At 60.9% G+C, this 23,973-nt stretch carries 20 protein-coding genes and 2 tRNA genes; 11 read left to right on the top strand and 11 right to left on the bottom strand.

The features are described 5' to 3' along the window. Position 1: 1 nt before the first annotated feature. Both NMAG_RS13690 and NMAG_RS22170 read right to left on the bottom strand, forming a co-directional pair. Positions 2-73: transfer RNA gene (locus tag NMAG_RS13690), tRNA-Thr, on the bottom strand. A gap of 212 nt (positions 74-285) precedes the next feature. Then, complete coding sequence (locus NMAG_RS22170) at positions 286-1,356, bottom strand: DUF7114 family protein (protein ID WP_004214850.1); 1,071 nt, start codon at positions 1,354-1,356, stop codon at positions 286-288. 60 nt (positions 1,357-1,416) lie between these two features. On the opposite strand from NMAG_RS22170, the gene NMAG_RS13700 reads away from it, so the two are divergent. Continuing rightward, positions 1,417-2,181, top strand: coding sequence for an enoyl-CoA hydratase/isomerase family protein (locus tag NMAG_RS13700; RefSeq protein ID WP_004214847.1), 765 nt, complete (start codon positions 1,417-1,419; stop codon positions 2,179-2,181). Between the two features lie 125 nt (positions 2,182-2,306). On the opposite strand, the gene NMAG_RS13705 is transcribed toward NMAG_RS13700, so the two are convergent. The 3 genes from NMAG_RS13705 to NMAG_RS13715 form a co-directional block, all read right to left on the bottom strand. After that, the gene (locus NMAG_RS13705) at positions 2,307-3,101 is read right to left on the bottom strand and encodes an NAD+ synthase (RefSeq protein WP_004214846.1); all 795 of its coding nucleotides are present in this window, start codon (positions 3,099-3,101) and stop codon (positions 2,307-2,309) included. A gap of 148 nt (positions 3,102-3,249) precedes the next feature. Then, on the bottom strand, positions 3,250-4,632 hold the full coding sequence (locus NMAG_RS13710) for a hypothetical protein (protein WP_407059703.1): 1,383 nt from the start codon (positions 4,630-4,632) through the stop codon (positions 3,250-3,252). 737 nt (positions 4,633-5,369) lie between these two features. After that, positions 5,370-5,615 (bottom strand): amphi-Trp domain-containing protein, encoded by a 246-nt coding sequence (locus NMAG_RS13715; RefSeq protein ID WP_004214844.1) that lies wholly within the window; start codon positions 5,613-5,615, stop codon positions 5,370-5,372. A 179-nt stretch (positions 5,616-5,794) separates the two neighbouring features. Here NMAG_RS13715 and NMAG_RS13720 point away from each other — a divergent pair, with 179 nt between their 5' ends. Beyond that, positions 5,795-6,682 (top strand): NAD(+)/NADH kinase, encoded by an 888-nt coding sequence (locus tag NMAG_RS13720; RefSeq protein ID WP_004214843.1) that lies wholly within the window; start codon positions 5,795-5,797, stop codon positions 6,680-6,682. A 17-nt stretch (positions 6,683-6,699) separates the two neighbouring features. Here the strand turns inward: NMAG_RS13720 and NMAG_RS13725 are convergent, their stop codons facing one another. After that, a complete protein-coding gene (locus NMAG_RS13725) occupies positions 6,700-7,503 on the bottom strand; it encodes a hypothetical protein (RefSeq protein WP_004214842.1) in 804 nt (267 codons plus the stop codon). 429 nt (positions 7,504-7,932) lie between these two features. Continuing rightward, complete coding sequence (locus tag NMAG_RS13730; protein WP_004214841.1) at positions 7,933-9,084, bottom strand: nucleotidyltransferase domain-containing protein; 1,152 nt, start codon at positions 9,082-9,084, stop codon at positions 7,933-7,935. Between the two features lie 205 nt (positions 9,085-9,289). On the opposite strand from NMAG_RS13730, the gene NMAG_RS13735 reads away from it, so the two are divergent. Together NMAG_RS13735 and mptA are read left to right on the top strand one after the other, a co-directional pair. Continuing rightward, positions 9,290-10,048, top strand: a complete 759-nt coding sequence (locus NMAG_RS13735) for an SDR family oxidoreductase (protein ID WP_004214840.1) — start codon at positions 9,290-9,292, stop codon at positions 10,046-10,048. A 351-nt stretch (positions 10,049-10,399) separates the two neighbouring features. Then, on the top strand, positions 10,400-11,332 hold the full coding sequence (gene mptA, locus NMAG_RS13740; RefSeq protein ID WP_004214838.1) for a GTP cyclohydrolase MptA: 933 nt from the start codon (positions 10,400-10,402) through the stop codon (positions 11,330-11,332). 169 nt (positions 11,333-11,501) lie between these two features. On the opposite strand, the gene NMAG_RS13745 is transcribed toward mptA, so the two are convergent. Both NMAG_RS13745 and NMAG_RS13750 read right to left on the bottom strand, forming a co-directional pair. After that, the gene (locus tag NMAG_RS13745; protein ID WP_012996742.1) at positions 11,502-12,305 is read right to left on the bottom strand and encodes a TrmB family transcriptional regulator; all 804 of its coding nucleotides are present in this window, start codon (positions 12,303-12,305) and stop codon (positions 11,502-11,504) included. 79 nt (positions 12,306-12,384) lie between these two features. Continuing rightward, entirely contained in the window at positions 12,385-14,073 is a 1,689-nt protein-coding gene (locus NMAG_RS13750; RefSeq protein WP_004267197.1) for a DUF255 domain-containing protein, read from the bottom strand. 124 nt (positions 14,074-14,197) lie between these two features. On the opposite strand from NMAG_RS13750, the gene NMAG_RS13755 reads away from it, so the two are divergent. After that, complete coding sequence (locus tag NMAG_RS13755) at positions 14,198-14,917, top strand: FxsA family protein (RefSeq protein ID WP_004267196.1); 720 nt, start codon at positions 14,198-14,200, stop codon at positions 14,915-14,917. 68 nt (positions 14,918-14,985) lie between these two features. After that, positions 14,986-15,059 (top strand) — tRNA-Ile (locus NMAG_RS13760). 691 nt (positions 15,060-15,750) lie between these two features. Here NMAG_RS13760 and NMAG_RS13765 read toward each other — a convergent pair. Beyond that, positions 15,751-18,513 (bottom strand): hypothetical protein, encoded by a 2,763-nt coding sequence (locus NMAG_RS13765; RefSeq protein ID WP_012996743.1) that lies wholly within the window; start codon positions 18,511-18,513, stop codon positions 15,751-15,753. 344 nt (positions 18,514-18,857) lie between these two features. Here NMAG_RS13765 and NMAG_RS13770 point away from each other — a divergent pair, with 344 nt between their 5' ends. The 3 genes from NMAG_RS13770 to NMAG_RS13780 all read left to right on the top strand — a co-directional run bounded on the left by NMAG_RS13770 (position 18,858) and on the right by NMAG_RS13780 (position 21,918). Then, on the top strand, positions 18,858-19,667 hold the full coding sequence (locus NMAG_RS13770) for a hypothetical protein (RefSeq protein ID WP_237076788.1): 810 nt from the start codon (positions 18,858-18,860) through the stop codon (positions 19,665-19,667). 104 nt (positions 19,668-19,771) lie between these two features. Continuing rightward, positions 19,772-21,058 (top strand): HEAT repeat domain-containing protein, encoded by a 1,287-nt coding sequence (locus tag NMAG_RS13775; RefSeq protein WP_004267193.1) that lies wholly within the window; start codon positions 19,772-19,774, stop codon positions 21,056-21,058. Further along, a complete protein-coding gene (locus tag NMAG_RS13780; protein ID WP_004267192.1) occupies positions 21,055-21,918 on the top strand; it encodes a CheF family chemotaxis protein in 864 nt (287 codons plus the stop codon). Before NMAG_RS13775 ends, NMAG_RS13780 begins: the two co-directional genes overlap by 4 nt. Before the next feature lie 223 nt (positions 21,919-22,141). Here NMAG_RS13780 and NMAG_RS13785 read toward each other — a convergent pair whose 3' ends face one another. Further along, positions 22,142-22,336 (bottom strand): hypothetical protein, encoded by a 195-nt coding sequence (locus tag NMAG_RS13785; RefSeq protein ID WP_004267191.1) that lies wholly within the window; start codon positions 22,334-22,336, stop codon positions 22,142-22,144. A gap of 235 nt (positions 22,337-22,571) precedes the next feature. Between NMAG_RS13785 and flaB1 the strand changes: the two genes are divergently transcribed. Both flaB1 and NMAG_RS13795 read left to right on the top strand, forming a co-directional pair. Continuing rightward, positions 22,572-23,177: a flagellin B1 gene (flaB1, locus tag NMAG_RS13790; protein ID WP_004267190.1), complete on the top strand. Its 606-nt coding sequence runs from the start codon at positions 22,572-22,574 to the stop codon at positions 23,175-23,177. A gap of 2 nt (positions 23,178-23,179) precedes the next feature. Then, complete coding sequence (locus tag NMAG_RS13795) at positions 23,180-23,959, top strand: archaellin/type IV pilin N-terminal domain-containing protein (RefSeq protein ID WP_004267189.1); 780 nt, start codon at positions 23,180-23,182, stop codon at positions 23,957-23,959. Positions 23,960-23,973 lie beyond the last annotated feature (14 nt).

Raw genomic sequence — 23,973 nt, forward strand, 5'->3', positions numbered from 1 at the left:
AAGCCTAGGCCGGGATTTGAACCCGGGCTCTCGTCCTTACCAAGGACGCGCTTTACCGCTAAGCTACCCAGGCACGCATTTAGATGGAGTAGTGCCATGGGTTATATCCCTTTCCATCTACGCCAGCCGTGTCAGGCGATTTCACTCGTTGAGCCAACAGGCTCACGCCAGTTTTGACACACGAAACAGGTGAGCGAAGCACATGGCAGCCGGGGCGACAGGAGTGGCAGACTCACGAACAGGTACTCAAGTACACTGAGACTGTGATCGCTGCGGGAGGAAGAGTTAAGGGTCGGTGGCAGAGGTGGCGCGACCGGTGGAGCAGTCCTCGAGTGAGCGCTCGGTTGCCGTCGGGTCGAGAGAGATGTGACACGCTGCGACGGGTGGAAACGCCGGCGGGGAAGTTGTTGTAAGTCGAGCGACGAGTGTGCGTGCACAGTCGAGAACGCGGGGATCTGGTGACGCGTCGACGGCGGCGGCACCGGTTCGGACAGCGAGTTCGATGATGTCGCACTCGAGATTGGTGTCGAGTGTAGTCGGGGATGGAGGGGTGGTGGTTGGCGCTGTCTCTGTGGGAGTATCGCTGTTGGCGTTGGCGTCGACGTCGGCGTTGGTGTTGGTGTTGGTGTTGGTGTTGGTGTTGGCGTTGGTGTTGGTGTTGGTGTTGGTGTTGGTGTTGGCGTTGGTGTTGGTGTTGGCGTTGGTGTCGCCCTCGATGTCGATGTCGCGGGCCACAGCGGCGTCGCTGACCGGCGTTCCACCGTCGGAAGCCGCAGCCGGTGTGGATTCTGTGGCGAGGTCAGCGCGTCTGGTCTGGTCGTGACCGAAGGCCTGGACGGTCCGGACAGCTTTCTCGGCGGCATCGGTGTGTGCGAGGAGATAAAACCCGCGAGCGACGAGGATATCGGCGGCGAGGATTGCGAGGTCCCCGGTAGCTGAGTCCATTGGTGTGTCGGTCGTGTCAGTGCTATCGGCGCTCACCGATGCTGACTCACCCGTCGCCGGCGAGGCACTCCAGGGTTCGTCGTGAGCGAGCGTCCGCGTGAGTCGGAGTCCTTCGTAGATGAGCTGTACGCCGGCAGCGCGAGTGAGCAGGGACGCTGGGTCGACGCCGGCTGGAATGTCGGTATCGCCCGTGTCGTTGGTGTCGCTGGTGTTGGGTGTCCCAGTGTCGACAGCAGTGTCGAACTCACCCTCACTAATCGATGCGTGGATCGTTGCACTCTCGATCGTCAGTGCTCCCGGTACCATCGACGCCTCCTCGAGTACAGCGTCGACGAGCTCGGACAATCGCGGCGGTTCGACGTCCGCGACAGCGTCGGAGGCGGCACGCCGACAGGAGTCGGCTTTGTCCATTATTGGGACCTTACGAGGGCGGAGGCAAAGACCTTTGGAAACGCCCGATCGACTCTCGCCATGATCGACAGTTCCGACGGCCTGGGGCCTGCTGCCAGTCCCACAGCTAGCGCCGACGACGCCGACGCATCCATCCGAACGATCACCCTCGATCGACCCGAGGCACGAAACGCACTCACTGTCAACGGACTCGAGTCCCTCGCCGCAACGATCGAATCGTGCACAGCCCGCGCTGACGCCCCCGCAGTCATCTACCTTCACGGTCGCGGCCCCGCCTTCTGCGCCGGCGCGGATCTCGACGCTGTCGCCGATCTCGACGGCGACCGCGACGCTGCCCGCGAGTTCGCGCGTCTCGGCCAGCGCGTCGCCCGCGCGATCGAAACCTGTCCATCGATCGTTGTCGCTGGCATCGACGGCCCCGCGATGGGCGGTGGCCTCGAACTCGCGCTGGCCTGTGACGTTCGCGTCGGCACACCGGATTCGACCTACGGCGAACCGGGCGTCACCTTCGGCCTCTTCGGGGCCTGGGGCGGCACCGTCCGGCTCCCGCAGGTGATCGGCCAGGGTGATGCACTCGAGTTCGCTCTCTCTGGACGAGCGATCGACGCCGAGGAGGCACGTCGGATGGGACTTATCTCCCGGATCGAGGACGAGCCCCACGAGGTGGCGGGGTCGATCGCCGAGAATCCGAGTGAGACGCTGGCTGTGTTGAAGCGTCGGCTTCGAGACGACAGCGAGCACGCAGAACAGGAACGGCGTGAGGCAGATGCGTTCGCGGATCTGGTGGCTGCGCACGCAGATGAGATCGAGTCGGTGCTGGAGTGAACTGCTGGTGTGAGTCGGTGCGCAAGTGAGCCGCTAGTAGGCGAGTCGGTGTGAGTGAACTGCTGCTTCGATACCTCTCTCAAACGACGCGTGGCGACAGGCTGTGTCTGCCGGAGCGGACGGACTTACGAGAGTGGTTCTGGCGACGGTGGGACCTGCCGCTTGTGCTCGCTATGTTGGTACATCTCGCGAACACGTTCGACGGTTTCTGGTTCGACATCGAGTTCGCGACAGGTCGCGGCGACCGAGAGTGGGCCGTCGACGTGTGTGACGAGGATCGAGTCGAGTGTTTCGTAGCTGAGTCCCATCTCGTCCTCGTCGGTCTGGTCGGCCCACAGCTCCGCGGTCGCGGGCTTGGCTGCGAGGTCCTCGGGGACGCCGACGTGGCGGGCAAGCTGGCGAACCTGTGCCTTGTAGAGATTTCCGATCGGATGGCAGTCGACCGCGCCGTCACCGTACTTCGTGAAGTAGCCGACGGCGGCCTCGCTGCGGTTGCCCGTTCCCAGCACGAGTCGGTTCTCGTGGTTTGCGACGAGGTAGTTGAGAACCGCCCGAACGCGGGCGCGAGCGTTGCCGACGGCCTCGCGGTCGCCCTCGGCTTCCGGATACGCCGACAGCAACGAGTCGACGATCGGTTCGATTTCGATGAGATCGTGCGGGAGTCCGAGGTCCAGGGCGACCCGCTCGGCGTCACTCATGTTCTCGTCGCCGCTGACGACAGCGGGGAGGACGAGGCCGTGTACGTTCTCGGCACCGAGTGCATCTGCTGCGAGGTAGGCCGTAAGCGTGCTGTCGATCCCACCCGAGAGACCGAGGACCGCGCCGTCGGCGCCCGCCGTATCGATCTGGTCTCGGATGAACGTGGTAATATGGTGTTGGTGCTGGTCGAGTTCGGCCTCCGAAAATCGTGGATCGATCATGGGCAACTATACGCTGCCAGGCATCTAATATGCTGCCCACGCGGGCAATTGTTGGACGGGCGGTCACTCATCGCCCGATCTGGTAGCCAAAAACACCCAGAGATGGGAGTACAGCAGTGATTTTAACGACTGACAGAGCGAATTGCGATCACAGGTACCCGAACAGCGTCCCGACGAGTACCAGCACCCACGTGCCGGCACCGACGAGAAGCATGTCGTTGAATCGGCTCTCGCGTGTCGCCCGGTGTGCAGCGCCACCGGCGATCAGTCCGAGTGCGACGACGACGAGCATGCGCTGGACGACTACGTCGAGCGGCAACACGTCGACGCCAAGCAGGCTGTAATCGAGCCAGATTGCCACTGCCAGCGAGGCCGATGCTGCAAGTGCAGCGTCAAGACGGCGTTCGAGACCGCTCGCGATCACGTACGTTGCAATCGGCAGACCGAGTGCGATGAGCGGGTAGAGCGTCGCTGCGATCATATGGACGGTCATGAACGAGAGCGTCCGGTCGAAGGCAATGCCAAGAATCCTGACGCCGAGAACGATCGTGAGGATCGTACCCGCGAGGATGAGGTGTCGTGCCTCGACGCGGTCTATGGCTGCAGCGAGTCGTTGTCGGCCGCTCTCGCTGAGTCTGTCAGTGAGTTCGGCGCTGGTCCGTTCTGCGATTCCCTGTGGTGGCAACCGTTCGTCGGACGACCGCTCTGCTGGGTCGATCGACGAGAGTTGGAGCCAGCCACGCCCACCGTGATCGATACGATTATCGCGGCTGTCACACCCACCCCAACCACGACCGCCACGACTGCCACACCCACCCCAACCACGACCGCCAAACCGCAAACCGGCTCGGCGATGCAAAAGCATCCCGAGAAGCAACGGCACAACGAGTGCGGGAGAGAACGTCAGATCGACCTTGGTCGCCCAGCCATCAGCATCCGACGGGCCGCTGTTGTCGAGGTAAATCCGCTGGAGGTCCTCCTGCTGGTCGACACCCGGAATCGCCATCAGATCCTGTTCGAGACGCGACTGTGCACCCTCGACGCCGTCGACGCGATGTCGCAAAGTGAACCAGTCGAAGTGCTCCGAGTGCGTCTGCATGACGACCCACTGGTCGTCAGGATTCGGCGTCTCGTAGAGTCGGATGTGGTAGCGGTAGCCGTAGTACTCACCATCCTCGAGTTGCAGCGTTTCGGTCGTCCAGTACGCCGACTCGTCCGGCCCCGGATCGAGGTAGGCAAACCGGGTCGCTCCATCGGCCTGCGACCACGGGATATCCGTCGGCGAGACAGGGCGAATCACGTGCTCGTGGCCGGCCCCGGATTCGTTGCTGGGCTCGGTCTCGGTCGGCTCCGTTCCCTCGGTGCGCTCGACGCCAGTCGCACTGTCGCCGCTGTCGTCTGTCTCACCCGCATCGTTTCCGTCGGCTGTCTCGGTTTCGTCTGTTGACTCGGCTTCGTCCGTTGACTCGGTTTGTGCAGTTGTCTCGGTTTCGTCCGTTGTACTCGAGTACGAGGCGGAGTCTGTCTCAATGTGTGATTCTGGGTCTGGTGTGGACTCGGGTTCTGATTGTGTGCTTGGTTCCGTGTCGGATTCCATACCCGATTCCGTGCGCAGTTCTGTCTGCAGTTCTGCATCTTCGCCTGTGTCCACAGTCGACCCCGTTTCGGAATTTGGCAGTTGATTTGGTTCTGACTCGGTCTGAGTCACGGTCTCGGCCTCGGCCTCGGTTTCGGTCTCGGCCTGAGTCTCCGCTTCCGACACTGACTCAGTCGTCGCTGCCTCTTCAGAAGATTCCGCTGGTGAGTCTTGGTCAGTGTGATCGTCCTCGGATGTCTCGTTTTGGGCAAATCCAACGAGTTCGTCCGCATCGAAGTGGTCGTGGTCCGTTTCTTCCCAGTCACCGGTGCCATAGGTGGTCAGCAACTGAACGATTGTATCCGTTTCACCGCGAACGATGACGTTGAGCGGACTGCGCTGTTCGTGGCTCTGTTGAGCGTTGAGGTACGGCCAGAAGCCGCTGTCACTGTCCTCGAACGAAATGATCTCGGGTGTGGGTTCGTCCTCAGTCTCGGGGGCCACGTCACTCGTCGACGGCGAGAATAAGAGCGACGGACCACCGATAAGCACGATGGTAGCTGCCAACAGAATACCTCCGATCACGATCGAGCGACGCATCTCGCCACACTACCGACTCCTGTGTTATCAATCTACTCTATCAGCCGCTGTTCTCCCAGCAGCGCCAACACGACCGGTGCAGAGAACGACGGCTACTGCTCGGATTTCCAGTTCAACTCGATCCGTACCGTTTCCCGGTTGCCGCGAAACATCGTCGATCGTTCGATCACGTCGACCGACGTCTCGATCGTTTCGGGTGGCGAGAGCGAGACCGTCTTGTTCCCAACGTCGATATCGACGTCTTCGCCCCCGGCTCTGAACTCCGCAGCGAGGTGCTCGAAATAAGCCGCGAGGTCTTCGCGTGACTGTGCCGCATCGGCCGTCGTGCGCTGTGCCATACTCGCTGGTGCCCTCGGGTTCGGAAAAGTATGGGCTGCGAACGGATTCCTAGTCGCGGTTTACTCCTGAACGGCGTCCCCCACGGACACGCATACGCAACCCACCTCGAATCCAGAGCCAGGGCCTCGAATCCAGAGCCAGGGATGATTTTTTGCCACCGGCGACGGTACTCGAACCGATGGCAGACGATCCGGATGCCGCCGTCACTGTTGGTCTCGTCGCTCAGCGGGCGAACGAGCGGGCGCACGAACTCGCCGCAGCGCTCCAGGAGGGACTCGAGAGCCAGGCCGCAGTCCTCGACGTTGTACTCGACGAACTGACTGCGTCAGCGCTCTCGGTATCGGGCCGGCCTGTCGCGGCGATGAGCGACTGTGACCTCGTCGTGAGTATCGGTGGCGATGGCACGCTCCTGTTCGTCGCCCGCGAGGTCAGCGACACGCCGATTCTCGGTGTCAACCTCGGCGAAGTCGGCTTTCTCAACGCCGTCGCACCCGGGGACGCGCTCGACGTCGTTCCCGAGATTGTTTCACAACTGCAGACCAGTGAGGGCCTGGAGACGCAACGACGAACGCTCCGCAGACTCACGGCGATGCCCGTCGCCAACAGTACCGAACCCACGACCGACAGCTGGACGCTCGACCCCGCGCTCAACGAAATCGTCGTTCACGGCCCACGTCGCGGACACGGCGGCGGTGCAACGATCACCGTTGAGGTTGATGGGCGACAGTACGTCGACGGCCACGCCGACGGCGTGCTCGTCACGACACCCACGGGCTCGACCGCGTACAACCTGAGCGAGGGTGGCCCGCTCGTCCACCCCGACTCGGAGTCACTCGTCGTCACACAGATGGCCGCTACGGACGGACGACCCCCGCTCGTCGTCGACGCCGACGCAACCGTGACGGTCACCGTCGACGATGCAGACTCCGCGTTCGTAATCAGTGACGGCCGCGACCGCCAGCAACTCGAGCCACCTGCGAGCGTCACGATCGCGAGCGCAGACGACCCGGTTACACTCGTTGGTCCCCAGTCGGATTTCTTCGCTGCACTCGAGAAACTCGAGTAACGTGTCGTGCCGGTGGGTCAGTTGGTGGTGTGGTCGCTGGAGTTGGTACTGGTATCAGAATCAGTATCAGTATCAGAATCCCCAGTCGCATCGGCATCGGTCGAAGCCGGCAAGTTCGGATCCCGGTACGGATTTCGCCCATACGCCGGCAATTCCTCGTCGAGCTGGGCCTTCAGCACGCGCCGAAGGCGGTTCAGACTCGTCGTATCGAGGCCGTGGTCCGCCGCGAGGCGTTTGAACGTCTGCTCGTCGGTGATGTCGTGAGCGCGGTACTGACCGAACAGTTCGTCCATTCGATCGGTCGACAGCGCCTGTACGTCGAGCTCATCGAGTCCAAAGTAGGCCCGGCGGTCGACGTCGACGACGTGACGGATCACGACCAGCGCGACCTTGGGAATCGCACGCTGGCTGCCGAACTCGGTGAGGTCGATTTCGTCCATGACGCCGAGCGCGAGGTCGCGCTGCCAGGGTGTCAATTCCAGGGCGTTACACAGCGCCTGGGTCGTCCGCAACCGGTCGAGGTGGTGAGCGCGCTCGCTGTAGCCCGGCGTGGCGGCGTGCTGTTCGTCGTGGAGTCGACGAACGCTCTCCGAGAGGTCCGCATCGGGTGACTCTGCGCGGCCGATGACGGTCGCACTCGGTGTGACGACACCCCACTGGCGGACGGTCGTATCCCGCCTTGCAGCGGCACGGGAAAGCGTCCCCGCACCGGGACGGGTCTCGAGCGGGTGCTCGGGACGCTCAGAAGGGCGATCTGGGCGGGCAGTGACGGCTCCTGCCCGCTCGGGGACTGGACCGGGATCAGCACCGTCGTCGTACATTGTCTGTCGCTCAGACAGGGAGACAGAAAAAGGCTCGCTCGTTTCGCGTGGCGTTTCAGCGGAACTGACAATTATGACGATAGCTCTGGACGGGAGGAGACTCGAGTGGAGACGATCACGACCGATGCGGTCGCTCCGGAGTGCGTAGCCTCACCGCGAAAAGCCCTTCGTAGCTACACCTTGTGACCAGAAGCACTTAAAGGACGAGTGAGGGACGAGTGAGTGGTGACGTTCCGCAGAATCGGTCCGAGAAGACGGTGAACCGGCATCGGGAGGGAATCGGGACGGAATAGTGGCTGGGGCGAAACGAGCGACCAAATGGAGCACGGAACAGTCCGGCAGCTCCGCACCCAGGACAAGCAGGAATGAGACCGACGCAAAACAGCGCGTCGGTGACCCGTCGTATCTACACCTTGTGACCAGAAGCACTTAAAGAACTGCCGCGAGCAACTCGTCGGTGAACTCGTCCAACCGCGCTGGCTCCGGCCCTGAACGTACGTGAATCGACGGCTCGATCTCGACCGACGGCTGTGCGAACTCGCGACCGACGACGTCGCCGACTTCCTCGTCGCCCTCGCCACGGCGCTTGCGCTCGAGCAGGTCCCGCGCGCGCTGGATTCGTTCAGTGTCGAAGACTGCCGGTGCCTGTTCGGTGAGAAATTGTTCGAACTCGAGTGCTGGGAGGTCGTGACTGGTGTTGGTATCGGTGCCGGCATCACCAGTGGCGACAGTGTTGCCACCAGTTTCTCCGCACTCACCGGTTGCTTTCAGGTAGCGCGCGGCCATCGCCGCGCGATAGATAGTGAGGTTTCGTTTGACGGTGGGTTTCGTCTGTGTTTCAGTGAAACGCTCGTCGTCCGCAGCGATGGTCGTCGTCGGTACGTCGTCGCCATCAGTTGCCAACGTGTCGGCTGGTTCGGCTGTTTCGACGACGTATTCGTCCGCGCGCGTCTCCACGATCGGAAAGAGTTCGTCGTCGCTGCGCACGAGGTGGTGTGAGATGTATTTCCGGTAGTTACTCGTGGCGATTCCACGGTAGGCGTGGTAGAGATCCATCGGGTTGTAGGTTCGTTCGACGTAGACCCGGAGTTCGTCGAGAACGGACGGATCGCACGCAAGTCGGTAGCGGATCGGGCTCCGAAGGAGGTCGATTGCGCCGTCGTTGGAGTTGGCAAGTAGGCGCATGAACTGCCGTATGTCCCAGCCCTGGTAGTCGAATTCGGCTCTGTTCTCGTCTCCGGTGGTGCTGTCTCTGCCGTCTCCGCTGTCGTTGCCGCGGTCGCTGTCGTCTCCGCAGTCTCCGTGGGCTCCAACGTCTTGATCCCCGCTATCGCCACGCTCCTCGCGCTGGATCACGATTGTCTCGTCAGGTCTCTGGAGGTGTGCGTATCGCCGGAAGTCAGTCGGAACGAAGACGAATCCGACGTCGTAGTCGCTCGCTGGACTCGCACCGCCCCAGGCGTAGCTCCCCCGGGCGACAGCCAGTACGACCGTCACGTCGTGCACTCGTTCGATATCCTCGAGATGCGTCTCGACGGTTGTTCGAACGCGTGTAGAGATCCGCGATGCTGTCGGTGACACGTGTGTCTCAACCGATGATAACGGAATGAAGTGTAAAGAGAACCGCGGTAACCGTGACGGGGTGGTGACCGCGAAGTGCCGTTCGTATCTACACCTTGTGACCAGAAGCACTTAAAGGAATACTGGCAGCGGTGTGCGACGAACTCACGCCTGTCTTTCCGGCTTCTCGAAGGTTTTTGGTGATCCTCGGCGGGGCAGTAGTATGATGGATGAAAACACACTACAAGGGAAGTCAGCACTGGTGACCGGCGCAAGCGCAGGTATCGGACGCGAAACTGTTCGCGCACTCGCAGACGAAGGAATGAACGTCGCACTCGCGGCACGGCGCGCCGACGAATTGGACGAGCTGGCTGGGGCGGTCGAAGCGGAATATGGTGTCGAAACGGTCGCAGTACCGACGGACGTAACCGACGAGGCTGCTGTCGATGACCTGGTCGCCGAGACAGTCGAGACCTTCGGCGGGCTCGACGTAGTGGTCGCGAACGCGGGAACCGGAACCGAACGCGGCGTCGGAATCGAGGAGTTAGACACCGAACAGTATCGGACCGTGATGGACGTCAACACCGACGGAATGTTCTTCACGACGCGAGCGGCCGTTCCACATCTCGAGGAATCGGCCGGGACGATCGTGTTCGTTGGCAGTTTCGCGGGGAAGTTTCCGCGGTCGGGAAGCCCAGTTTACGCGGGAACGAAGTGGTGGACCCGCGGGTTCGCGTTGAGTCTAGCCGCACAGGTCGGACCGGACGATATCGGTGTGACGGTCATCAATCCGTCCGAGGTCAGAACGGAATTCGGCAAGGAATATCGTGACGAGGCGGAGTTATCGAAACAGCGGTACGAGCCGGGAGAGATCACCGAACCTGCGGACATCGCGGCGGCGGTTGTCTTCGCCGCGCAGCAGGAACCGCCAAACACCGTCACCGAGATTGACCTCTACCGACGGGATAAGTTCGAGATGATGTGAAGGACGAGTGCGAACCGGATGGCACTCCGTTGAAGCGCTGCCGACGCAGATTTTGGCAGATGCCGCGCATGATCTGTCCTGTGTGGACGCAGGGTCTCCCTCAGAACTGTGCGGAATAGAGGGGTGCGGTCGATATGTGGAGTCCAGTCTCTTCAGTCAGAACAGTATGGAGCACGATCTGCAGAACGACGTTCTTCCGTCGTATCTACACCTTGTGACCAGAAGCACTTAAAGAGATGTTGTGCTGGAGTGGTTTCGCCGTTCGCCACTGCAACCGAGCCGTCTGCCGGTATTCGGCAGTGAACTGTCCGTTCCGAAAGGCATAATCGCGCGCTCCCCTGAATGCTGACAATGAGTCACCAGTTGCCGGACGTACAGGCGTCTTCGCCAGACGTCACCGTCGGCCTGAGCCAGGTCGGTGTCACCGGTGTCGAAAAGCTCGTCAAGCTCGCCCGCGAGGACAAGCGCCCGATCGTCCTCACCGCCGAGTTCGAGGTCTTTGTCGACCTTCCTGCCTGGCGCAAGGGCGCGGACATGAGCCGCAATATGGAGGTCATCGACGAAATCCTCGAAGACGCCACGCGCGAAGAGGCCTACCGCGTCGAAGAGGTCTGTGGTGACGCTGCAGAGCGCCTCCTCGAGAAACACGACTACACCTCTACTGCGAAAGTGTCGATGGAAGCCGAGTTCATGCGTCGCGAGCAGACGCCCGCAAGCGACCGCGAGACCCAACACACCGTCGACATCATTGCCTCCGCGACAGCGACCGAAGACGGCACGCGCGAAGAAATCGGCGCGGAAGTAACTGGGATGACCGTCTGTCCGTGCTCGCAGGGCATGTCTGCCGCGCGTGCAAAGCAGACACTCGAGAACCTCGGCGTCGAGGAGGACACCATCACGCAGTTCTTAGAGGAGGTGCCACAGCCGGGTCACTCCCAGCGCGGGCACGCGACGCTCACCGTCGAAGCAGGAGGTGACCCGGACGTGGATCTGAACGACATCATCGATATTGCGCGGGATTCGATGAGCGCGCGAATCTACAACCTGGCCAAGCGTCCCGACGAGGATCACATGACGTACGAGGCACACGCAGACGCGAAGTTCGTCGAGGACTGCGTGCGCTCGCTGGCCGAGGGCGTCGTCGACGAATTCGACCACCTGTCGGACGATGCAGTTATCACGATGAAGCAGTCGAACGACGAGTCGATCCACCAGCACAACGCTCACGCCGAGCGCATCGTCGAGATGGAGACGCTACGCGAGGAAGTAGCGGCCGATGAGTGACTGAGAGCGGAAGAGCGGAAGAGCAGAAGAGCGGAAGAGCAGAAGAGCGGAAGAGCAGAAGAGCGGAAGAGCAGAAGAGCGGAAGAGCAGAAGAGCGGAAGAGCGGAAGAGCAGAAGAGCGGAAGAGCAGAAGAGCGGAAGAGCGGAAGAACGGATACCGAAACTAAAATCAGAACTTCAGCGGCTCTGCATCCTCCCACCGCGGCGCGAACTCGTCGTGGACGTTCGCCGCGAACTCCGGGTCCTTGAGGTCGATCATGCCGAACGCATCGCCCGACGAAAGCGGATTCGGCACCTGAATACAGACCTCGGAATCGTCGAGGAGGTTGAACGACCCGGTCACTTCTTCACTCGTTCGGACATCGAAGTCATCACGTGCCTGTAGCGTCGTCCGATAGCGCTCGCCGACGTTCTCGGAGAGCGAGTTGACGAGTCGGCGCGTCATCAACACGTCGACCGAAACGCCGCGGTCGAGGGCGTCCTCGAGTGTCGCCAGCACGTCGTCACCGACGGTCCGCATGTCCCGCTGTGGAACGGGGTCCGCAGCGACCATGATGATCGACTGATCGGCGGCAGCGAGTCGCTCCAGGAAGAGATCGATCGTCTCTTCAGGTCCGACGGCTGCGGTCCAGAACTGCTCTTCGACCGGATCAGCAGCGTCGAGTTCGTCCGAGAGGTCGTCGACGATGGATTCGTACTGATCCGCTTTCTCGGCGAGTTCGCGCTTCTTGTCGTCGAGCAAGCGGTCGAGCGCAGTCGAGGGCTCGACGGCGACGTACTTCTTCGGCCGACTCGCGGTCTGTGTTCGAACGAGATTGTACTGCTCGATGCTGTTCAACACGTCGTAGATACGGCCCATCGGAACGTCACTGGCGCGTGACAACTCCTTGGCCGTTGTCGGACCGGTATTCAACAGCGCTCGATACGCTCGAGCCTCGTACTCCGAGAGCCCGAGGTCCCTGAGGCTGGCCATGTACTGACCACTCGACCGGAGAAACATAAACGCTGTGGTGGTTTGCGATCGGGTCGATCCGACCCGTTTCAGCCCCCGACTAGTCAAGAACGGACTGCACCGCCTCGCTCAACTCAGTTGGAGTTTCAGCGACAGTCGAGCTGCGATCGCCGCGGAGTACGCGGGCTGTTCCAGGCTCGACTTCGGGTGCACTCTCGACCGCGTCTGCGCCGGGAACGACTACCTTCTCGTGGTCGGCCATTCGCAACGCTGCCCGGTGCAGGTCCGTTCCCGGCTCGTCGGCGACCGCAATGACGAGCGGCCCCTCGAGTAGCCGCGATGTCGCTGTCGCGTACTGTGCGATCTGGACACCGAACCGATCGCTTGCGCCGGCGAAGGACTCCAGTACCTCCCGGGCGACGGTGCGGTACGCATCGTCGCCGGTGAGCGCCGCGAGGTCCAGCAGCGCGTCGGCGAGTGCGACGTTCGAATCGAGCGGCCGCAGCGGCTGATCGAGGAGCCCTGCGCCCGCTGCCGGCCCGTCGACGAACGAGTCGCCATCGCGCAACTGGTCGATGGTCGCGTCGGCGACGGCGGTCGCGGTCGACAGGACAGCCGGATCGAGAACACTCGCGGCCGTCGTCAGTGCCGAGAGCGTCCGGGCCTGGTTCGCGAGCAACGGCGCGGTTGCACCAGCGTCGTCGGCGACGGTGTCGGGATGCGCGTGCGTGACGACACCCTCGTCGATCAGCTCAGTCTGAAGCGTCTCGAGTGCCCGCGTTGCGTACCGTCGCGCGCGCTCATCGTCCGTGTAAGCCGCGTAGGTGAGCAGCCCCTCGATCGCGAGCGCGTTCGGGCCGGCGAGGACGATGTCGTCGACTGGCGGCTCGGCTGCCGCCTCGCGATCCGTCGCATCGAGGCTGTGGGCGTCGGTCTCACCAGGTGGCTGGCTGTTCGCGAAGGCATCGACGGCGTCGTTCCAGAGCGTCGTCGTCAGGAACTCGATCGTCCGCGCAGCCGGCTCGCGGTACTCGTCTTTCCCAGTAAGCAGATACGCGTTCGCGAACGCGCGCACGAGCGCGCCGTTCGAATCTAACAGCTTCTCGTGCTGGAGACCGGACCAGTCGGAATCCGTTGCGAAACGGTAGAAGCCCCCGTCGTACTCGTCGAGCAAGTTCGCACTCACCGCGTCGAACGAGCGCAGCGCCATCTCCCGGTCGCGCTTCAGAGCGAACTCGAGTGCGTCGGGCAGCGGGAACTTCGGTTGTTGGCCCCAACCGCCGGCGGTCTGGTCGTACACCTCGGAGAGTTGGCCGAGCATGGCGGATTCGACAGCCGACGTGAGTTCACCAGCAGGCGGGTTGTCCTCGCGGAGCGGTCGCGGGACGCGACCGGCACCGCTGCCTTTGGTGTCCCACATGGTGCGGACGCTGTCGAGGACCTGTCGCATGCCATCGTGGCCGAGATAGCCCGCACCGGTCAGCACTGAGCCGTCGGGGGCGAGAAAGACAGTCGAGGGAAAGCCGCCCATATTGTACCGATCACGCACGCGCGGACGACGGTCGACGTCGACGCGGACGGGCACGAAACTGTCGTTGACGTTCGCCGCGATCCGCGGCTCTGCATAGGTCTCTTCGTCCATTTCGTGACAGTGGTCACACCACGTCGCAGTGAGCGAGAGTAAGATGGGGCAACCGGCCTCCGCTGCCTCGTCGAAGGCTTCCTGGCCCCACTCGCGCCACTCGACGCGCGTTCCGTCGTCGCGGTCACTGCCCATACCGATACCCATACCGGAGGGTGGGTGAGTGAGCGGCGTAAGCCCTTCGTTCGGCCGTGCTGGCGGTCGTCGTGAGCCTGGTCGTCAGGTGTAGTGAGAGTAAAGGGTTTTCACCCTTCGCTGGCTATATTGCGGTATGCTCCGGTGGATCTTCGCGCTGTTGCTCATCCCGTTTCTCGACGCGGTGCTTCTCGCGGTCGTCGTCAGTCAGACGACCTACATCGGCTGGGTCGGTATGGTGCTTCTCGTCGTTCTCACCGGCCTCGTCGGCATGCTCCTCGTCCGTGCAGAGGGGCGCAGAACGCTTCGGAAGATGCAACGCTCGCTCGTCCAGGGTGAGCCGCCGACGAATCAACTCCTCGATGGGGCACTCCTGATTGCGGCCGGTGCGTTCTTGCTCACGCCCGGCCTCGTCACGGACCTCATCGGGTTCCTGATCGCGGTTCCGATCACTCGGATCCCGATCAGAACTGCCCTCAAGCGGTACGTGGTCATCCCCTACGCCGACAAGAAGACCGACGGCCTCGCGAGTGGTGCCGTCTGGACGTTTGGGTTTCCCGACGGCGACCATCCGGGTGCAGGCGGGCCGACGGATACGGGCAGTGCGGGTCCCGCGGGTGGTTCTGGGTCGAGGACGCAAGGCCCTGGAACCGGGATCGGCACCGGTACCGCCGGTGGCACGTACGATCTCGGCGACGACGACTACACGGTCGACACCGGCTCCAGCTCCAGTTCCGGAACGGAAGCAAGGAGCAGTCGGGACAGCGCTACCGATAGCAACACGATCGACATCGGCACGGGTGAGGAGACAGAGAACGCGGATGACAGCGACGAAGACAGTCAGCACGCGCGGTAGCGCATCGCACAGGACAAACAGAAAGAAACCCTTAAACATCCCACCGAGCAACTAACGAGTGCAGACGCGGGCCAATAGCTCAATCAGGTTGAGCGCCACTCTGATAAGGTGGAGGCTCTCGGTTCAAATCCGAGTTGGCCCATACTTTTCCGACGAACAAATCCGTGAGTCGGAACTATAGAATCCGAGTGACCCACTTCTCTCAGCGAGCAAACTCGTGAGCGTAGCGAGTGGAACTGTCCACAGGATCTCACAGGTAGTCCACTCACGTCCTCGTTACAACTCACTCTCCAATCGTACTTTGCGGGCGGTGTCCGTTCGCAGACAGTGCCTGTCTCACTACGCTACTTTCCTGTAACGTAGTACCCAACACAGCCGATACGACCGTGCAACGCGGTTCTTCTCACCTGCCTGCTCCCACAGAACTCTCTCCCCTCGCTTCGGTCGGTCTGTCGGTACTCGAGTACGCCGTACTCCACAGTCAGCCGCTCGATACCAGCGGGAGACAGACGCGACAGACGCGACAGTGGTGACAGAAAAATAGTAGGTTCTAAAAGTACTATGGTAGGAGAACAATATTGGAAGATGATCCTTGGAACACCCATAACTGACATATTCCTCGAAATGCGGCGCTAGAGTGTCTATTAGTGGATGAGGCGTGGACAACTGCAAAGGTGAGAGGACACCGACAGGATTGGCCGTTTCAGTCCGATATACGGCCGCTTATACACGTATACTACAAGACAGCACCACGTCTGTAGAGCAAGCAATCTAGGAGGTAATATATTTATGGATAGTATAGTTGGGATCTGATAGTCGACAACTGTGCCGGTTCAGGAAAGGTTCGCAATAACGAGCCCTTCAGCTCGAAGGACGACACCCACGTCGCCGCTGTCTCCCTCGAACACCTCTTCGTGCGAGGTAATATCGTCGACACCGGCACCGACACGGAACTGCGCTACGTCCGGCAGGGATGCAAGCGTCCGTCGTTCATCCGGTTGCAACTCGAGATCCTGCATGAAGACCGTCTCCTCGGCCGTCTGGCAGCGCACGCGAACCGTCGCCGCCCGCGGCAGTTTGTTCTGGACGACCAGCGTCCCTGCCCCGAGTCCGACGACCCCCTTGACGGTCGCAACAAGCATCGAAAGGTTCGTCGCACGAATCTGATGCGCGATTTTGGTGACCTCCTCCTCGAGTATCCCTGGGACGGCGGCCGGTTCCGGCGGGAAGTTCTCCGGATCGTTACGGTAGACGAGCAGGGTGAGCGACGAGACGAGGACACCAAGGAGCCCGAGGAGGATGAGGAACCACGGAAGACCCGCCTCCTCTTCCGGCGGGTCGGTTGCCGATTCGGATTCGTTAGTTGGCTCCGTATCGGACTGGTTAGACGATGGCTCGTCCGACTCGTCACTCGGCTCGTCGTCGATAATCTCGACACCAACGCCGACCGTCTCCTCGGCGGTCTTGTCGTCTGTCTCAACGGTAAAGTCGTACGCGCCACTCTCTTCTGGAGCGTCGATCGTCGTCGAAACGTTCGTCGACTCCCAGGGATCCAGACTGACTCGGTCGACGTAGACGAGTTCGTCGTCGAGCATGAACTCGACGTACTGATCGTCAGGCTCGGTTCCGGTATTGTTGATCTCGGAAGATAACGTCAGTTCGCGGTCAGTGTCGTTCGTGTACTCTGCCGTCAGATTCTGTGGTTCGTACCGTGAAGTGCTGGCACGAACGGTTGCGTTGCCGAGTGCCTCGTCAGTTTCGCTGAGTATCGCAACTTCTACTTCTGGAACGTCTCTATCTGCGGTCCGGTACGAGAATTGTTCTGTCGTTCGTTCCCCGACATCGAGGGAGATGTTCTTGCGGTCCCGGATCTGTCGATTTGTTCGGTGTGGATCGCCGTATCCAGTATCGATCCGCATCCGAACTTCTTGCTCGCCCGCGAGATCACCGGTGTTCTCGAGTACGACCGTTGTCACGAGTTCCTCGCTCGCGTTGACTGGTTCGTCGATGGCCTCGATTTCGACGTCGAAGCCGCTGCCGTTGACGCGCGGGCGTGCTGTATCACCGGATCCCGGTGTGTCAAGTGCAGCGTCGACACGCGGTGCGTCGCCCTGTTCGGTTTCGTACTCGAACGTTTCGGTGAGCGTCTCGTCGCCGTCCAGTTCGACTGTTCGGTTCTCGACGAGTTCGTCGTCGATGCTGAACTCGATGGGGTACTCCTGTGGCTCGTCGGGGATTCGATCCCATCTATCGTATCCGATTTCAGCGGTAAGCTCGAGTGTGTCGCCCTCGTCCGGCCAGTTGCGGTCGACGAACTCGGCCTCGACGTTCTGTTCGTGGGTCGCCTGTCCGAGGACGTCGACGACAGCAGTAGCCGGGCCCCCGCTGCCACTCTCGACGGTCGCTTCGACTGATGGGGAGTCGCTCTCGTTGGTTTCGTAGGTGAACGTCTCGGTTGCCTCTCCGCCGGGTTCGATGTCGACGGGTTTCGTGGTGACGTGGTCGCCGTCGATCGAGAAGTCGATCAAGAACTCCTGGTCACCAGGTGGGTAGTTGCCGTATCGATTGATTTCGGCGACAACCTCGAGTTCGTCGCCTGCAGCAGTGTTCGTCCAGTCACTGATATTGACTACTGCCTTGGACTCGTGAATCGTCACCGCTTGCCGATCCTGGTTCCCATCGTACTCCACGTCCACGATCACCTCGTCTGCAGTGTGATCGCCACGGACCGTTTCGTACTCGAAGGTCTCCGTCGTCGTCTCACCGCCCTCGAGTGAGACTGACTCGTTCAGTGTCGCGAGCTCGTCGCCATCGGAGAGCGTGAGCGTGACGTTCTTCTCTCCTGTCCCGTACTCCGTATTCGTGATATCGACTGTCACTTCGAGGGGTTCACCTTCGCCTGGCGTATTGATGTCCGTTATTTCCGGCCGAAAATTCGTTTCGTTGACGTGGCGGTAGCGAACACCATCACCGTCTTCAGTCGTGACGGCCGATTCACCTTCGACTGTCTGGATGCTCCCGTTCTCCGTGACTTCGAGCGTATCGTTCAGCACGTGGCCGTCAGTAACGACGAGATCGGGGTCGCCGTCGACGGCTCGGACCGTATGATTCTCGACAACGATGGGATCACCGCTGTCTGTTTCGACAGTTCCGTCAACGACTACGAGGTCATCACCATCAGCAGTGACGACCGGATCTGACGGAACCGACTCCGCAGCGTCACCTGTGACGACGTGTTCGTCGGCAAATCGCACGACGACAGTGTCTGTATACTCCTCAGAGTCCACATCAGAAACGGAACCGGAGCTACTCGCGACCACAGCAGTCGAGAGCTGTCCCTCACCTCCAGCGGCCGCAGTCGGGACAGCAGCGAGCAAAACGACAGCGAAGAGCACTCCAAGAACGAGCGTACTCACGGCAAGCGCGCGCGTTGAATCCAAGTCCAAGTGAAACACCCCAACCCCACTTCCTGTCGTTTTCTGCTGCCTATCCAGAGTCCCTCGTACTCCACCGAACCTCGTCCGAAGACCTCGCCACAGCTGTCCGACCGCCATTACTGCCGATTGCCCACCACGGACACTGTCCTTCTGTTCCATACTTATCCTCTCTCAGCAACCTCGAACAACAGCCGAGTCTCTCATTAACGAGCAGTAGGAAATCCATTCATATCATATTGCCGGCCCCGCGAACTGCGTTCTGGCACCAAGGGGCCGAAACAGTTACCCGTACACACCGAACGGCCGACGAATTTTTCACGGTCTGGTGTGACGGCATCGTAACGATGCCACGATATCCTGGGGGGCGCTCTGTTTGTGACGACGAGAGTGACCGGGACTCTTTACGAGATCGATCACCGACTACCTCACCACCAACACGGACCGCTACCAACGCCGACTCGAGTTCGACTCCCCACTCGAGTACCGGTGCCGGACGCTCTGGTTTGACTCGCCGCACTGCGCTGGGGGCGATGACGACCGCCGCGGTTGGACTGACGGCGGGTTGTCTGGACTCGGTCCGCCAGATTGGCCAGACTCGAGTGGCGGTCGATCCCGAAGAGCCGGGTGACGATCCGGATGCGACGCCTGGTGAGTTCTACCACCTTCTCGAGCAGAACGATATTGCGGTCGACGAGCTGTATCACGATACGGAGGACGACGACTGGATTTTGTTCTACGAGTCTGCGGCGTCGGATGCGGTCGAATCAGACGACGAGATTGCGCTCATCTACCGCGTGTTCAGCGAGGGAATGGTCGACCGCGGTGCAGACGTCGACCACCTCTACACTGAAGTCGAAGGTCGATTCGATGGGCAGGTAGAAGGCTGGGCGGTCAACGCCCAGTGGGCCGAAGAACACCTCGACGGAGAGGCCTCGGATATCGAAGTGTGGAACGCGATCGCTGGAACGAAACAGTACGAAGATGGCGAGGAGCCAGGAGCCGATGCGAACGAGTCCGACGAGAAACTCGGTGAGGCGCCCGACGAGGGTGATGAAGATAGCGCTGACGGGGACGAAGAGAGTGGTAACGAAGACGGTGGTGACGACAGTGACGAGGGTGGCAATGGTGACGATAGTGACGATGGAGACGGCAGTGACGATGATGACGGCAGTGACGATGATGACAATGGTGATGATGACGACAGCACCGAAAGCGACGAAACCGATGGGAGCAACGAAAACGACAAAAACGACGATCCGTCGGACGAATCACCCAACAACGAGACAACAAATGGCACTGAAAGCGACGAGTAAGTGCACTCGGCGTCACAGCCGATCCCGAACCGCCACTGTGAGAGCGCACCCAGAACCTGCACCGCGGAGACAGGTTTCTGGCCCCCAGCGGTGATCCCGTAGCTATGGCGTTATTCGAACTCGAGCGCAACGCGAACTTCGAACAACTCATCCGGCACCTCGAGGGCAGTTCCAACCCGGACATCCGCCGCCGGGCTGCCGAAATCCTCGGTAGTCTCGAAACGAGTGCGGACGACGTAGTCAGCGAGGGACAGCCGCGGTCCGTTCGGGACGACGTCGTCGAGGCACTCATCACGGCCTCACAGGACGACGAGAACGACGAGGTCCGGGCCGCAGCGATCGACGCCCTGGACCAGTACGGCCAGGACGCACTCGAGGAGTTCATCGGCGAACTCTCGGGCCAGGACTTCGAGAACCTCGCGGAGTGGAAGAAGGCGAAAGTGCTCGCGCGCGGGCTGTCCGCTGATCGCCCAGAGCTACGGATGGCAGCGGCAACCGGTCTCGGTCGAATCGGTGAGGACAACGTTGTGACGGCACTGGTGAACCGACTGGACGATCCAGACGAGCGCGTCCGAAAACGCGTCGCCCGCGCGCTCGGGCGCATCGAAGCCGCAGAGAGCGTCCCCGCGCTTTCGAAGCAGTTCCACGCCGATACCTACGGCGTTCGAATCGAGATTGCCTACGCGCTCGCGGATATCGGGACAGACAACGCGCTTCGCGAACTCATCGATGTCGCCGACGCGGAGGACGAGGTGCTCCGACGGATTGCGGTCGACGCACTCGGTCGCCTCGGCAGCACGGAGGCCGTCGAGGTCCTCGCGAACGCGCTGAGCGACGAGACGGACATGGTTCGCCGGACGGCCATGTTCTCGCTCGTCCAGTTGCTCTCGGAGGCCCCCGCGAACGCGAGCCACCAGGTGCGCGAGAAAATCGTGGGGGAACTCGAGGCGGCCGACACCGACGAGGTGATCGATCCGCTGATCGAGATTCTGGACCGGAGTACCGAGACGGCACAACGGCGCAACGCGGCGTGGCTTCTCGGGCGCGTCGCGAACGACAACGACGGCCAGACGGAGGCCGCCCAAAATGCGCTCATCGAGACGATGGGCGACGACGACGAGATGACCTCGAAGTTCGCGGCGACGAGCCTCTCGTTGCTCGACAGCGACGGGCTGGAGTTGCGGCTGATCGAACTCGTCGAGGACGGGCTAAAGGACGAGGAGCTGCGCGTCAAGGCGCTGTTCGTCCTGGGGAAGATCGGCACGGACACCTCACGGCGGCGGCTCTCGAGTTTCGTCGAGCGAACCGACAGCGATCGGCTGCGAAAGCGTGGCTTCTCCGCGCTCTCGAAGCTCGGTGGCGTCGGCACAGTGGCTGGTGACGCAGTATGAGCAGTGGAGAACAGAAGCTGGCGGACGTGACGGGCAAGTTCACGCAGGTCGTCCGCGAGGGCCGCAAGCTCTCGGATACGAACTGGTCGAACGGCCGCATCGTCCTCTCGAACAAGCGAATCGTGATCGTCAGCAACGACGGGAAAGTGACGATTCCACTCGGGAAGGTGCAGTCGATCCGCGGCCGGTACGACGTGAATCAGACCGTCGCGAAGGTCTCGAACTATATCAGCATCAACTACGGGGCGAACGTCTACCTCATCTCGATGGGCGACGTTCAGGAGTTCGAACTCCAGATCCAGAAGGCAGTGCTGGACGGCGAAATCGTCCTCGTGAGACACCCCGCGGTGAAAGGTGGGGTCGTCCAGGACTCCTCGTGGCGCAAGGCGCGCGTGAAGATCAACGAGGGCGTCGCGAACTTCGCCATCGAGAGCGGCGAGTTCGTCCAGATCGAGGTCGACGACGTGGGGACCGTCGAGAGCGGCGAACGGACCGTCCGCTCACAGGAACGACCCGTGATCGAAGCCGAGCACACGGAGGACGGCTCGAGTGTCCAGACGTATCTCTCGGGCTCGAGCCAGAACTGCGCGATGTTGAAGTCCGTGCTGGATCGCGGGGCGGAGAAGAACGCCTCGCAGATCGACCTCTCGGGGAAGGAAGAGGAGGTGTTGATGGCGATCTACTCGGGTGTGTCGCCGTTCGAGGTGCCGGAGTTTTTGGATATCGACACGGACGAAGTCGAGGAGATTTACGAGCGCCTGATCGAGTTGCAGGTGTTAGAGGAGGTTCGCGTTCGGCGGGAGGTCGCGTTGAAGCCACGCGGGCGGAACATCGCGAGTGAAGCGATGAACAACAAGTAAGGCGTGACACGGGTGCGGTAAGTAAGGAGTGACACGGGCACGGGTGCGGTCGGCAACGTTCGCGGCGATACGTTCTACACGGGTACTTTCCATACTGAGATTATAGTGGGTAGGTGCGACTAGTTGTCCAGCGAACCGAGAGAATAGTGGGAGAAACCAGCGTGTTCCCCATCCCCCAGTGTGTCGTCTCTCCTGTCGTGCGCAGTGTGTCGCCAGCCGGCCGTCAATCGGTCTTGAGGTAGCTCACGTCGCGTTCGAGCTCGTAGCCGCGCGGGACGCCGACGTTTTCCAGACAGTCGTTGCAGAGTGGCTTCGCGTAGGTGCGGTTGTTCGTCTTGCCGAGGATATTCGCATCGTCGAGTAAGATGAGGTCGTCACAGCGGCTACACTCGATCTTGTCGCCGTCAATGATATTCATGGCGCAAATTCGTTCGAGCGGGGAGATAAGTCTCCCGGCCGACTGGAAGTCGACGGGGGTGGAACGGGGGAATCGGCCACCAAGTTTAATTACCTGTCCAGCAGTTCGGCCATTAGGTTTAAGATATCCACCTATCGGCAGTTAGAGTTAAGAGTGTAAAGTTTGGCAAGTAGACTTAAGAACAATCGCTCTGAATCTGTGTCCACTGCCCGGTATCGCCGGGTGTATAATACCAATGTTCGAACAAAACGACGACCGCGACCGTGGTCAGGTGGGGATTGGCACCCTTATCGTGTTCATCGCGATGGTGCTTGTCGCTGCGATTGCCGCGGGCGTGCTGATCAATACGGCTGGCATGCTGCAGACGCAGGCAGAAGCCACCGGTGAAGAGAGTACAGATCAAGTAAGTGACCGCCTGGACATCGTCAGTGTCTCAGGGGATGTTGATGATCCCGATGACCCTACTCAAATCAACAACATCAGTATGGTGACTGCGACTGCGCCGGGATCGGATCCAGTTGACTTGAATCAAACAACGGCGCAGTTCATCGGTGAGGGTGGTGAAGAGATGTTTAATCTTAGCCACGAGGGCGTCTTCATCAACAGCATCCAAGGCGTCAGCGATGAACCCGATAACAACGTCTTGACGGAAAGTTCGGACCGTGCTGAAGTTGTGTTCGAATTAGACGGAGCCCCAGGTAGTTACGATATTGGCTACGAAGCATTGGATGAGAGTGAACGGTTGACGGTTATCCTGACGACTGACGCCGGTGCGTCCACCGAACAGGAGATTCGCGTTCCAAGTACCTTCATTGAAGACGAAGAATCGGTGAGACTGTAGCCATGTTCACTAACGACACCGACGACGGCCGCGGTCAGGTGGGGATCGGCACGCTCATCGTGTTCATCGCGATGGTGCTGGTCGCTGCGATTGCTGCGGGCGTCCTGATCAACACAGCTGGGATGTTGCAGTCCCAGGCTGAAGCAACTGGTGAAGAGAGTACCGACCTTGTCTCTGAACGGATCGATACCACGAGCGCAGTGGGTACCGTATCCACCCATGTGGCAGACGGTGAAGACGGTGCAGATCGCGGTGACTTAGCGGAGATCAGTATTGGCGTTACCGGTGCACCCGGGGCAGATGATATTGACCTCAATGAGACGATAATTCAGGTCGTCGGTCCTGAGGGGCAAGAGAATCTCGTCATGGCTGACGGAAGCAATGACATGAGTGAAGCTGGGTGGGACGAAACTAGCACCACCGACATTGGGAGTACTGAGAGTACTGACCAAGGAGATACTGACGACGACGTAAACGCCTCAAACATCGAGAGCGGATACTTCGCTGTCGAAAACGAAGACGGATACTTTGTCGAGGGTAGCGATGCAGTCCTCGATGACAACAATGGCGAACTCACGATCGTCTTCAATCCAAAAGTCGCACCATTTGGTGAGGCTGATGATGTAAGCGGCATCACCCCTGGAGATCTTCATGAAGATGACGTCTTCGGTGCGGGCGACGAGGCCTCGGTCGACATCGTCTCGCCATCCGGTGCAACCACCTCGGTCGAACTGAACTCCCCAGACCTCTTCAGCGAGCCTGGTGAAGCGGTCCGACTCTAACTCGGATTTCTTAT

Origin of the sequence: Natrialba magadii ATCC 43099, assembly GCF_000025625.1 — an archaeon.
GTDB classification, from domain to species: domain Archaea; phylum Halobacteriota; class Halobacteria; order Halobacteriales; family Natrialbaceae; genus Natrialba; species Natrialba magadii.